Annotated in this window: 8 protein-coding genes and 5 pseudogenes; 5 read left to right on the plus strand and 8 right to left on the minus strand. The window is 24.6% G+C overall.

Annotation, left to right across the window (positions count from 1 at the left end; translation table 11 throughout):
• Positions 1-55: 55 nt before the first annotated feature.
• Positions 56-268, minus strand: a complete 213-nt coding sequence (locus AYWB_RS00785) for a hypothetical protein (RefSeq protein WP_011412450.1) — start codon at positions 266-268, stop codon at positions 56-58.
• A gap of 391 nt (positions 269-659) precedes the next feature.
• Between AYWB_RS00785 and AYWB_RS00790 the strand changes: the two genes are divergently transcribed.
• On the plus strand, positions 660-1,238 hold the full coding sequence (locus AYWB_RS00790) for a hypothetical protein (RefSeq protein WP_011412451.1): 579 nt from the start codon (positions 660-662) through the stop codon (positions 1,236-1,238).
• A 150-nt stretch (positions 1,239-1,388) separates the two neighbouring features.
• Here AYWB_RS00790 and AYWB_RS00795 read toward each other — a convergent pair.
• Positions 1,389-1,607, minus strand: a pseudogene (locus tag AYWB_RS00795) (AAA family ATPase); the annotation flags it as partial.
• Between the two features lie 545 nt (positions 1,608-2,152).
• Positions 2,153-2,280, minus strand: a pseudogene (locus AYWB_RS04420) (HU family DNA-binding protein); the annotation flags it as partial.
• 363 nt (positions 2,281-2,643) lie between these two features.
• Here AYWB_RS04420 and AYWB_RS00800 point away from each other — a divergent pair.
• From AYWB_RS00800 to AYWB_RS00815, 4 genes and pseudogenes are all read left to right on the plus strand, one after another.
• On the plus strand, positions 2,644-3,012 hold the full coding sequence (locus tag AYWB_RS00800) for a hypothetical protein (RefSeq protein ID WP_011412453.1): 369 nt from the start codon (positions 2,644-2,646) through the stop codon (positions 3,010-3,012).
• 316 nt (positions 3,013-3,328) lie between these two features.
• Positions 3,329-4,611: pseudogene (locus AYWB_RS00805) on the plus strand (toprim domain-containing protein).
• 160 nt (positions 4,612-4,771) lie between these two features.
• Positions 4,772-5,401, plus strand: a pseudogene (locus AYWB_RS04505) (hypothetical protein).
• Between the two features lie 407 nt (positions 5,402-5,808).
• Positions 5,809-6,523: pseudogene (locus AYWB_RS00815) on the plus strand (transposase); the annotation flags it as partial.
• 325 nt (positions 6,524-6,848) lie between these two features.
• Here AYWB_RS00815 and AYWB_RS00820 read toward each other — a convergent pair.
• From AYWB_RS00820 to AYWB_RS00840, 5 genes are all read right to left on the minus strand, one after another.
• Positions 6,849-7,814: an IS3 family transposase gene (locus tag AYWB_RS00820; RefSeq protein ID WP_011412457.1), complete on the minus strand. Its 966-nt coding sequence runs from the start codon at positions 7,812-7,814 to the stop codon at positions 6,849-6,851.
• 466 nt (positions 7,815-8,280) lie between these two features.
• A complete protein-coding gene (locus tag AYWB_RS00825; protein ID WP_011412458.1) occupies positions 8,281-8,907 on the minus strand; it encodes a hypothetical protein in 627 nt (208 codons plus the stop codon).
• Between the two features lie 177 nt (positions 8,908-9,084).
• Positions 9,085-9,942: a DUF2963 domain-containing protein gene (locus tag AYWB_RS03430; protein WP_011412459.1), complete on the minus strand. Its 858-nt coding sequence runs from the start codon at positions 9,940-9,942 to the stop codon at positions 9,085-9,087.
• Positions 9,943-10,156: 214 nt separating this feature from the next.
• Positions 10,157-11,482, minus strand: a complete 1,326-nt coding sequence (locus tag AYWB_RS00835) for a toprim domain-containing protein (protein ID WP_011412460.1) — start codon at positions 11,480-11,482, stop codon at positions 10,157-10,159.
• Positions 11,483-11,507: 25 nt separating this feature from the next.
• Complete coding sequence (locus AYWB_RS00840) at positions 11,508-13,004, minus strand: replicative DNA helicase (protein ID WP_011412461.1); 1,497 nt, start codon at positions 13,002-13,004, stop codon at positions 11,508-11,510.
• Positions 13,005-13,014 lie beyond the last annotated feature (10 nt).

Genomic DNA, 13,014 nt, shown 5'->3' on the forward strand with positions numbered 1-13,014 from the left:
AATATGTTGTACTGCATTACTAATTGCATTTGTAATTGGTTAATTTACTAAGAAATTAGGCATCTTTCTCGCCCTTTTGCAATAAATCTTGACATTGCATTTTTATTTCTTCTGTTTGATTCTCTTTGGTTTCTGTTAGAGTTATCACGTTTTCAATATCATCATCTTGGTCAGCAAAAATTAAATAATTGTGATTTAAAAATAGTAAAATGGCCCAAAAGCCAGCAAATATTAATAATTTTACTTTATCTTTTTGGAGTTTTACCATAATTTATATATAACCTGCTTTCTTTATATGATTTTATTTACAACTTAAAATTGAAATAAAATTTAAAAAATTAAAAAGGCAAATACAAAAATAGAAAATAAAAAATTTTTTTAAAATCATCTTTGTATAAACATCAAAAAATTTATTTATTTTCATTATAATTATAACATAAATTAAAGTTAAAAGTGTAGTATTATAATAAAATCACTGCATTTTATTCAATTTTAACAAACTAAATCCGATTAAAAATTACTTAAATTTTTAAAAATAATTAATGCAGGTTCTTTTAATTTTTTTTTTTTTTAGGTAAAAAAAATTAAATTATGATATAATAAAATTACAGGATGATAGTTATTTGAAGTTTATATATTTTAATTAGGGGGTTTTATAATTGTTAAAAAAATCAATTAAAAACAATTATTTAATTTTCTTGATAGTAATTACATTTGTGTTTGTTTCGTGTTTCTTATCAGCATTTATTCCAAGTTCTTTTGCAGATGAAAAAAAATGTCCAAAAGAAAAAACTGCTACTTTATCTGAATCATCAAAACTACAAGAAAAGAAATTAAGTGATGTATCAGATCCTTTAAAAGTTTTAGAAAATATAACAAGTTCTTTAACAACTAAAACTAATTTAGCTACTTCTAAAATTGTTTATGATATGAGAGCACATTTAAAAACTAAATATAAAGAAAGTAGCAAATATATTAATTTATTTGTGGACACACTTCGCGATTATATTTTAGTTGTTGAAGATTGGGAAGATGTACAAGTTACTAATTTCAAAAAAGAAACATTTGATATCGATAGTTTTAAAGATATTGTAAAAACTCAATTGAAATTTATTTTTGAACAAAGTCATACATCAATACAAGACAGTTTAGATTCAAGTTGCTCTTTTTTATGGGATGAAATGGAAGTTTTTTCTCAAAATGCAATAATAAGTACAGTTAATGCACTTTGGCCATAAATAACATAAAAATATTAAAATTATAAATTAAATCATTTGAAAACAACCATCTACGGAATTTCCGTAAATGGTTGTTATTTTATCCCATTTAATTTCAAAAAATTATCAAAAAACAAATAATTATTTAAAAAACATCATTACCAAACAAAAAATATGTTTTAAATAAACTTCAATTTCAGAATATTTTAAATTGCCGATATAGATTTCTTTACTAAAACAACTGTGTAAAACGGAATCAATTTTATGAAAGTTATTAGTAGCCCCCATTAAGATAATCTTTTTATTGCTACTATTAAAACCATCTAATTTATCTAATAAAGTATTAATCACATTGACTCCTCCTAAAGAAATACCAATGTCAACTCTATTGTAGTCAAGCTCAATTCGCTTATTTCTTAGTTTATTTCTATGATACTAATTATCATGTGTTTCGTATTTATCAAGACAATAACTTCATTAATCAAATTATTACAGATAGTAAAAAATATTTAGAATTGCTACATAATGCCAAACAAGAATTATTTTAAACAACTTATTTAAAAAAATTAAGCAAAAAAAATACAACTAAGATATTCAAATCGAAGGTCTTTTTTTTATGGAAAAATTGAGAATAAAAAGATCATAAAATGAAATTATTTATCTTCGAAGAACTCGACGGCAGTCGAAAAACAAGTCTAATAAAAAACATTCAACAAGAATTGAAAAACAAGGTAATGAAGTGATGGTTATTCGCGGATTAGTTAGTTCTATAATTGGGAATTCTATAAGCGAAACATTTTTAAACCACAATAATTTGCATAATTTAATTAGATATTTTTTTAAGTTTTGCCAACATTATACAAACCCAAGAAGAATGTTCTACAGATATAGGCTTTTCTTGGGTTTAATTTAAATTTAACAATTTTATGGAATCAAACTACTTTTTCATTAGTAGTGATTGCTTCGATTAAAGTCTTTTCGAATATGTGATAAAATTCTTCTGTTTTATTTGCGAAAGTTTTTTTAACTAAAGCGTTTTTTTAATTAATTCTTTTTTTGTCATAATAATTTAACTCCTTTGTTTATTTGTTTTTTGAAAAAAAGTTTCATATACATTTTAATGATGCGAAACGATGGTTAAAATTTTAATCCTAATTATTGATTTTTGTTGGTGAGATGATGGTTGGTTTTTTGTTTTTATTTTCATATGATATTACATTAAACATGTTTTTTTGGGGAGTGATGTTGGATGTTGATTAATTCGTTTAAATTAATGATTTGAGTTTTTTGTGTGAGGTGTTCCAAAAGTGTTTAAACTTTTGGAACACCTCAATTCTTGCTGTCGGATTAAATAATTTTTTTCAAAATTCGGAAGAATTTAAATAAATATATATATATATATATATATATATTCACTGAACTTCTGATGAACGAAGGATATGCAGATATTTGTATGCCCATTCATCATAAAAAAAGTCTTTATATTGAATGCAAGATATGGACAAACGCTTCAATAATTATTGAAGCGTTTTATCAACTTATCACTTATACTTCTCATCGGACAAGTGATGATGAGCTTGCAATAATTATTTTTCGTAACAAATATCTCATAAAACAATTAAATAAAAAAACCGAAAAAGAGTATAAGGAAGCACTTGTTGAAGCAAGAAATGATAATGTTTTAAGAATTCGCGATAATATAAATGAATGGTTTTCACAACAAAAAAGTTCTAAAGTTATTTTAATGAAAAAAATAATTATGAATGGGAATTTGAAATTATTAATAAAAAAATAGAAAAACAAGTTAAAGCAACTTTATTTATGTGTCATTGTCCTGTTCAAAATTATTTTCAATGTAAAGATTGCAAACAAATGTTTGAATTAAAAAAACCAAAAAGAGAAGTTTGTTTAATTCGTCATGATAAAAAAAATAAAATAATTAAATAAAAAAACAATTAAGACCTTCAAAACGAAGATCTTTTTTTATTACCAATTGTAAGCCACTTCCTAGAGTGGCTATTTTAGTTTATAAAAAACAATAATACAATAAATTAAGGAGTTCATCAAAGAATTTTCAAGAAAAAATAAAAAATATTCAAATCAACTTCCCTATGTCAGTTTTATTAAAAAAATTAAATATAATAACACCAAAATTCAATCCCAAATATCGTTTTCCTTGTCCCATTCATCAAGGACAAAACTCAACTTGTTGCCATTTAACTTCAGATAATAAAATTCATTGTTGAAAATGTTGTAAAGATTACGATATTATTGATGTTTATATGGAAATAAGAGGAATTAAAACCTTCAATAACGCTCTTTAAAAAATCAATAACTTTATGAAAACTCAAGAATTTAAAAACTTAATCCAACAACAAACTTCAACCCCTAATATTTCTTACGAACCTTTTAAATATCAATTCCACCACAATAAAATCAACAACCCAATTGATGAAAAAGAAATTAACACTACAAAAACACAATTATTTAAAGAAATATCGCCTTTATTCAACCAAATTAGAGATTATTATCATTATTTTATTAACCACTAACCGAAATAATGAATCTCACCTAGGATTAGAATATTTAACCCAAAAAAAGAAAATTAACTATAGAAACTATTAAAGAATTTAAACTAGGTTATGCCCCATTATCTGATAAACCTTTATCCTTTCGTCTATTAAATTATTGTAAAAAGCAAAATATCGATACAATAAAATTAATTGAATATGGTTTTATTAAAGATAAAACCAATCAACAAAATAAAACATATTATCACGATACTTTTCATGGTTCCATCATTATCCCCATTGAAAATGGATATAATAAAACATTTCATTTTTATCAAAATAACTTTCGCGAAGTTTCTTATTTCCAACCTAAATATAAATCCCTCAATAATTTTAGTCAAACACCTACTTTTCATTTCAGTTATAGTTTTTTTGAAGCGTTACCTTATATTAAACAAATGAAAACCATTATTATTCATGAAGGTTTTTTCGATGTCATTAGTTGTTGGTAAAACAATATTAAAAACGTTGTCGGTCTCATTTGTGTCACTCAACTACTTTCTAAATCACAAATAGAAATTCTAAAAAAAGAAAATATCAAAGTAATTATTGTCTTAGATAATGATGAAACAGGTCAAAAACGAAGTGAAGCCTTAGGAGAACAACTTAAAGAAGAAAATATTATTTACGAAATTAGACGTATTTTACCACCTTATGATAAAACTTATAAAGATGTTGATGATTTATTGCGACAATTCGGAAAAGAAGCATATCAAAAATGTTTTTTAGACCCATACATTACTTATGAAGAGACCAAAAATAAAATCATAGTCGATTTAGCCATTTATTTTTTCGGAAAAGACAAATTAGAAATAATTGATTAAAATTATTGCTTTTTTAACCAATATATTAAACCTTTACATGTATAATAACATTAACATACCCCCCCAACACGCGCATATACCCCTAAATTTTGCGATTTTATTTTTCGCAAATTCGGGGATTTTTATTTTTATAACAAAAAACCAAATAAAAGGAGAAGAAATGAAAAACGAAACAAGTCAAGGAATCATTAGGGGCGGTTGGGAAACAAAATCAACCCCTAACGACTTAGTTCAAATCAAAAACTTTTTACAAACATTAAAAGGAGAATTATTAAATATTACAATTGTTTCTCATTCTAAAAAGAAAAATTCCTACCAACAAGCCAATTATCGCCCTAAAAACCAAACTCTATTTGTAGACCCTCAAATCTTAGATGAAATGAAAAGTATAGAATAGAAATAATCAAAAATCACTCTTCCGAAAATGATAATAATAATCAAACCCTAACCAGCCCCATATCACCCCCAAAACACCAAAATAATATCCTTAAAACACATTTCCCTATCTTCCAAATTAATTATCTTAACGAACAAAAAGATTATATTAAAGAATTAATAAGTAAGATAACCATAGACAAACTAGAAACTTTAAAATTATATAAATTAGATGCTAAAAAAGTAGATAAATATAACAATCCTATAAAAACAAATTATAAAAAAAGGATTAAATGTTATTTATTATCAATCGGAAGATTTAAAACACATCAAATTATTTTTAACCAAAAATAAACAGGGCTATCGGGTTAAAAAAATACATCCTATGTATAAATATATATCCAAAATCAAATAAAAACACTTCACTAACAGTTTTATAACGCTTTCAATATTTAAAATTCTTTGACAAAACAAAACATTTTTAAGGAGTGATATTTTATATATTATATCGATAATGATAATGATAATGATATTCGATATTTGATATTATCGTTGTATCTTTTATCTATCATTATTATTTTTCGATATATAAATAACTCCCTATTTTTTCTTTCCATTATTAAAAAGAGTTGTTTAAAATTATCCAAACATAATCCCCTAACTCGTTGAAGCGCTAATGACAATTATAAGTACACATAAATAAAAAAAGAAGAAAACTAAAAATCCCCCAGTTGCGCGCGACCCCCTTTTTTAAATAAATATAATCATTCAGAGTTATAATGGTTATTTATATGATATAAAAAAAGAAACAATATTTAAATCATGAAAAAAATAGCTAAAATAATAGAAAAAGAGAAACAAAAAAATAAATTATTACAAACTCTAATGAAAAAAACCAAAAAACTAATAAAAAAACTGTTTTTTTTTTTTTTTGAATTAGTTAAACAATTTAATCAAAAACTAAATTTAAAAATCATTTTAAAAATTATCAAAACCAAAAGAAGCACTTATTATTATTGGTTGAAAGTCGAAAATAAAATAAAAGCCAAAAAAGAAAAATACTTATTACAACAAAATCGCATTAAAGCTTTATGTTTACAAGAAAAATATTTTTGCGGTCATCGTAAAATCACTGATTTATACCAAAAAACTTTTAACGAAAACATTACCAAGAAAAAAATTTATACTATTATGAAAGAAAACGGTATTTTTTGTCTTTTAAGAATTAAAAAAAATAAATATTATTATAAAAATAATTTTAAAACTAAATATTTCAAAACTCCCCAAGGATTTTTATATTTTTCTTGTATTATTGATTCTTTCAACAACCAAATTATCGCTTCCCACACTTCCAAACATCAAAATAAAGAATTAGTTTTAAACACCATCCAAAAATTACCTCTATTAAAAGAACCTTGTATTATTCACTCAGATCAAGGAACAGTTTACCAATCACAAAAAGTCCAACAAAATTTAACGAAAAAAGGTTTTTTTAATCATCATGCCGAGAAAAGCCACCCCTAGTGATAACGCTGTGCGCTGTTCCGTTTTTTTAGACAACTTTTGTCTTTAAAATTGTTCTTTAAGACTTAAAATTAAGTAGATAATTTCATATCTTTTCAAACTAAAGAAATATTTTTTTAAATTTCAAAAAGTTTCTAAAACTTTTAATAATTCTTTAGTTTCAAAAGATATTTTTTTGTCATATTTTACCCTTACACTATATATTTAAGTAAAAAAAGTTAAAAAAGTGGTAAGAAAATGAAATTATAATTATTTTTTTACGTAATTATGTTATTTTGATTAAAAAAATGCGCAAAAAGTAACCTTTTTCAAGGTTGAAAATTTGAAATAAAAAATTATTATCTAAAATTTTGACAATATTGAGAAGGTGATGAATAATTTAATTTAGCTAAAATCCATTGATTGTTCCAAAATTTAGGGAAATAATTGATTATTTTTTTAACTTTTTCAGGTGATTTTTGAAATAAAAAAGGATGTTGATGTTGTAAGATAGTTTTCATTTGGCCGAAAAAGTTTTCAATTACAGCGTTATCACGTGGAGTAGCTTTTCTCGACATGCTGATTAAAAAACCTTTTTTAATTAGTGTTTGTTGGACTTTTTGTGATTGATAAACTGTGCCTTGGTCGGAATGAATGATACAAGGTTCTTTTAATAGAGGTAATTTTTGGATGGTGTTTAAAACTAATTCTTTATTTTGATGTTTGGAAGTGTGGGAAGCGATAATTTGGTTGTTGAAAGAATCAATAATACAAGAAAAATATAAAAATCCTTGGGGAGTTTTGAAATAAGTTATGTCGGTAAATAGTTTTTTCATGGGTTTAGTTGATATAAAGTCTTGATTAATTAAATTGTCTACCACTTTTAATTTAGCTTTTAAATTATTTTTATAATAATATTTATTTTTTTTAATTCTTAAACGACAAAAAATACCGTTTTCTTTCATAATAGTATAAATTTTTTTCTTGGTAATGTTTTCGTTAAAAGTTTTTTGGTATAAATCAGTGATTTTACGATGACCGCAAAAATATTTTTCTTGTAAACATAAAGCTTTGATGCGATTTTGTTGTAATAAGTATTTTTCTTTTTTGGCTTTTATTTTATTTTCGACTTTCAACCAATAATAATAAGTGCTTCTTTTGGTTTTGATAGTTTTTAAAATGGTTGTTAAATTTAGTTTTTGATTAAATTGTTTAACTAATTCAAAAACAGTTTTTTTATCAGTTTTTTGGTTTTTTTTCATTAGAGTTTGTAATAATTTATTTTTTTGTTTCTCTTTTTCTATTATTTTAGCTATTTTTTTCATGATTTAAATATTGTTTCCTTTTTTTATATCATATACATAACCATTATAACTCTGAATGATTATATTTATTTAAAAAAGGGGGTAGCGCGCAACTGGGGGATTTTTATTTTTCTTCTTCTTTTATTTATGTGTACTTATGATTGTTATTAGCGCTTCAGCGCGTTAGGGTATTGTGTTTGGATAATTTTTAACAACTCTTTTTAATAATGTAAAGGAAAAATAGGGAGTTATTTATATATCGAAAAATAATAATGATAGATAAAAGATACAACGATAATATCAAATATCGAGTATCATTATCATTATCGATATAATATATAAAATATCACTCCTTAAAAATGTTTGGTTTTGTCAAAGAATTTTAAATATTGAAAGTGTTATAAAACTGTTAGTGAAGTGTTATAAAACTGTTAGTGAAGTGTTATAAAACTGTTAGTGAAGTGTTATAAAACTGTTAGTTAAGTGTTTATTTGATTTTAGATATATATTTATACATGGGATGTATTTTTTTAACCCGATAGCCCTGTTTATTTTTGGTTAAAAATAATTTGATGTGTTTTAAATCTTCCGATTGATAATAAATAACATTTAATCCTTTTTTATAATTTGTTTTTATAGGATTGTTATATTTATCTACTTTTTTAGCATCTAATTTATATAATTTTAAAGTTTCTAGTTTGTCTATGGTTATCTTACTTATTAATTCTTTAATATAATCTTTTTGTTCGTTAAGATAATTAATTTGGAAGATAGGGAAATGTGTTTTAAGGGTATTATTTTGGTGTTTTGGGGGTGTTATTGGGTTGGTAAGGGTTAGATTATTATCGTTTTCGGAAGAGTGATTTTTGATTATTTCTATTCTATACTTTTTCATTTCATCTAAGATTTGAGGGTCTACAAATAGAGTTTGGTTTTTAGGGCGGTAGTTTGTTTGTTGATAGGAATTTTTCTTTTTAGAATGAGAAACAATTGTAATATTTAATAATTCTCCTTTTAATGTTTGTAAAAAGTTTTTGATTTGAACTAAGTCGTTGGGGGTTGATTTTGTTTCCCAACCGCCCTTAATGATTCCTTGATTTGTTTCTTTTTTCATATTTTTCTCCTTTTAGTTAGTTTTTTAGTTTTTTGTTATTTTTGATATAAAAAAAAGACCTTCAATTGAAGGTCAAGTTTGAATATTGAAATATTTTTTAGGTATATGTTGGATGGCATTTATTAATATTATGGATTCTTAGTCCCATAATTGGTTAGTTTAGTTACTTTACTCTTTTTATTTGTATTCCTCGATAAAATTAATTGTACCGTTGAAATTGTATAGGGTTTTTTTTACTATTTTCCCATTTTTATCGTATTCGTTAATCCAGTCAATTGTTTTTCCATCGTAGAAATAGTATGTTTCTTTATTTATGATGTTGTTTTTATATTCAGCAATATGACTAATTCCTTTGCCTCCTATGATTGGGTAATAGGTTGCTTTGACTCTTTGTCCTTGTTTATCGAATTCAATAATAGCAGAAATTGTTTTTCCATCAGGGATGAGGTAGGTTGATTTTGTTTTTTTACCATTTGAGTCATATTCACAGATAAATTTAATTTTTTTCCCATCTTTTTGATAATGAGTTGATTTGATTCTAATACTATTTAATGAGAATTCGGTGATGGAATTAATTGTACCGTTGAAATTGTATAGGGTTTTTTTTACTATTTTCCCGTTTTTATCGTATTCGTCAATCCAATCAATTGTTTTGCCATCTTTTAAATATGTTATTTTGGTTAAATTAATTTTCATTTTTTCAAATCTCCTTTTATTGATATAATTACATCTATTTGATAAGGATGGGATTTTGCAAGTATTAAAAGTTTTATTTTTAACTTCGATTGTTTTAATGTTGCCTAAAACATATCCTGATTCATCTTTGAAAATATTATTGTTTCTTTGAATTTCTAATCTTTTTGGAAATAATTCATTTATAGCTAAATATTGAAAAACAGTTTGATTAAAACCATAGAAAACAATTACAACTGATGAAAAAAAGAATGGTTTTAAATGGAGATAGTGGTTTATTTGTAAATTTATTTTTTTTATATTTTCATTAACTTTTATTTTTATAAATCTATTATAACACAAATCAACTTTGGTAATCAGTTTTTTTAATTAGTTTTTCAATTCTTGTATATTTTGTCTCCTTTCGATTTTATTTTGTAATTTTGTTAAATTATTTATTAATTTTGGACCTTAGTAATTGAATGTGCGTGATTCATATTACTAATTTTAATTTTAAAGGTTTTATAGGGGGAAAATTTTGAGTTTTGGCTTTAAGTTGTTATTTTATAATAAATAATTATGTAATTATTTCTACTTTGTCTTTTCCAAAAAAATAAATAGCTAAATCGACTATGATTTTATTTTTGGCCTCTTCATAAGTAATGTATGGGTCTAAAAAACATTTTTGATATGCTTCTTTTCCGAATTGTCGCAATAAATCATCAACATCTTTACAAGTTTTATCATAAGGTGGTAAAATGCGTCTAATTTCGTAAATAATATTTTCTTCTTTAAGTTGTTCTCCTAAGGCTTCACTTCGTTTTTGACCTGTTTCATCATTATCTAAGGCAATAATTACTTTGATATTTTCTTTTTTTAGAATTTCTATTTGTGATTTAGAAAGTAGTTGAGTGACACAAATGAGACCGACAACGTTTTTAATATTGTTTTGCCAACAACTAATGACATCGAAAAAACCTTCATGAATAATAATGGTTTTCATTTGTTTAATATAAGGTAACGCTTCAAAAAAACGATAACTGAAATGAAAAGTAGGTGTTTGACTAAAATTATTGAGGGATTTATATTTAGGTTGGAAATAAGAAACTTCGCGAAAGTTATTTTGATAAAAATGAAATGTTTTATTGTATCCATTTTCAATGGGGATAATGATGGAACCATGAAAAGTATCGTGATAATATGTTTTATTTTGTTGATTGGTTTTATCTTTAATAAAACCATATTCAATTAATTTTATTGTATCGATATTTTGCTTTTTACAATAATTTAATAGACGAAAGGATAAAGGCTTATCAGATAATGGGGCATAACCTAGTTTAAATTCTTTAATAGTTTCTATAGTTAATTTTCTTTTTTGGGTTAAATATTCTAATCCTAGGTGAGATTCATTATTTCGGTTAGTGGTTAATAAATAATGATAATAATCTCTAATTTGGTTGAATAAAGGTGATATTTCTTTAAATAATTGTGTTTTTGTAGCGTTAATTTCTTTTTCATCAATTGGGTTGTTGATTTTATTGTGGTGGTATTGATATTTAAAAGGTTCGTAAGAAATATTAGGCGTTGAAGTTTGTTGTTGGATTAAGTTTTTAAATTCTTGAGTTTTCATAAAGTTATTGATTTTTTCAAGAGCGTTATTGAAGGTTTTAATTCCTCTTATTTCCATATAAACATCAATAATATCGTAATCTTTACAACATTTCCAACAATGAATTTTATTATCTGAAGTTAAATGGCAACAAGTTGGGTTTTGTCCTTGATGAATGGGACAAGGAAAACGATATTTGGGATTGAATTTTGGTGGTATTATATTTAATTTTTTTAATAAAACTGACATAGGGAAGTTGATTTGAATATTTTTTATTTTTTCTTGAAAATTCATTTATTTTAACTCCTAGTTTTTTTGATTAATAATAAGTTTCTATTTTATAAGGTAAAACATAACCGATTTCTTGGAAGGTTTGAGTGGTCATTTCAAAGTGATAAATTAAGGTTTTTTTGGTACCACTTCTATTTTTTTTGATACATACTTCGATTATTTTTTGATTTTCATTGTCATTATAGTCTGAATATAGTTCTTCTAAGGTTGAATTATATATATTTATGGGCTTTTCTTTGTCTTTGGATAGTTTGGGTTTGAATTCAGACATCATTAAGACGATATCTGAGTTAGTTTCAATTCCGCCACTTCCTTTTAAAGCTGTTATTTCTGGTGATTTACCTTGATAATTGCTGTATGTATCTCTTGAAAATTGAGATAAAATGATAATAACAATGTTTAATTCAATGGCTAATTTTTTTAATTTAGTCATGATTTCATCAATTGCTAGACGGTCATTTTCTAAGTGGTTTGTGGTTTTGGTTATTTGAAGGTGGTCAATTACGATAATTTCTGCTTGTTTTTCTAAATAAAAACGATAAACTAAATCAATTACATAATCAATATTTTTGCTTTTATCATAACTAAATGATAAATTTATGTTTGCAAAAAATTGTTTTGCTATTTTCATCCTTTCCGTGTATTTGAGAGGTGTGATATTGGCATCTTCAAAATTTTTATCTAAAATAACATCTAGAGGAATTTGAGTTTGGTGGGCTAATAAACGATTTAAATTTTCTTCTAAGGTCATTTCATAAGAAAATACCAAAATATGAGGATAATGAGATATTTCTTTGTGTTTGGTTTTGGCTATATCTAAAAGAAGATTGTAGACAAAAGTTGTTTTACCTAATCCAGTATACCCCCCAATAGTGATTATTTGGCCTTTTTTGAATCCTTTTGTGGATTGGTTGAGTCCTTTAAAAGTTTCGGATAAACGGTAATATTCTTCTTGTATTTTTTGTTTTGATTGATTATCTGTGTCAAAAAATTCAGGATGCAAAGAGGCCATTTGGTTTAAAGTAAAGTGTGTTTTATCGTTTTTATGGGGGATTGAAGAGATAAAATTTCTTAATTTATCAAATATTTCTTGGTAATATAAATTTTTGTGGTAGGGGTCTTGGTTTTCATATGTGGGGCTAATGATTTTTATTAATTGTTGAAATAGTTTTTCTTGGGTATAGGTATGTTTTAGATTATCTAAAACATGATTATTATTTTGGTTATTAAAATCATCATTTAAATAATTTAAAGAATCTAAAGTAAAGTTATCTTGAGGGAAATGAGTTTGTAAATATGTTAATAACTCTTTGATAATAATGGGTTTTGTAGTGAGTTTGTCCCATGGATGAGATGTTTGTTTTTCTAAAAATAAATATTTTAAAGCTGTAAATATTTTTGTATTTTTGGGGTTAAGTAGATTTTTGGGGTTGATTATTTGGCAGTAAAGGTTTAACTTTTCCCATTGGCCTTGTTCGATATAATTTATTAATTGTTTTAACGCTTTTTGTTCGTTGGTTAACATTTTAATATTA

The organism is Aster yellows witches'-broom phytoplasma AYWB (genome assembly GCF_000012225.1).
In the GTDB taxonomy this organism is placed as follows: domain Bacteria; phylum Bacillota_I; class Bacilli_A; order Acholeplasmatales; family Acholeplasmataceae; genus Phytoplasma.

Coding starts and splice junctions, on each gene's coding strand:
- AYWB_RS00785 (WP_011412450.1), bottom strand. CDS start 268: ATGGTAAAACTCCAAAAAGATAAAGTAAAATTATTAATATTTGCTGGC.
- AYWB_RS00800 (WP_011412453.1), top strand. CDS start 2,644: ATGAACGAAGGATATGCAGATATTTGTATGCCCATTCATCATAAAAAA.
- AYWB_RS00820 (WP_011412457.1), bottom strand. CDS start 7,814: ATGAAAAAAATAGCTAAAATAATAGAAAAAGAGAAACAAAAAAATAAA.
- AYWB_RS00825 (WP_011412458.1), bottom strand. CDS start 8,907: ATGAAAAAAGAAACAAATCAAGGAATCATTAAGGGCGGTTGGGAAACA.
- AYWB_RS00835 (WP_011412460.1), bottom strand. CDS start 11,482: ATGAATTTTCAAGAAAAAATAAAAAATATTCAAATCAACTTCCCTATG.
- AYWB_RS00840 (WP_011412461.1), bottom strand. CDS start 13,004: ATGTTAACCAACGAACAAAAAGCGTTAAAACAATTAATAAATTATATC.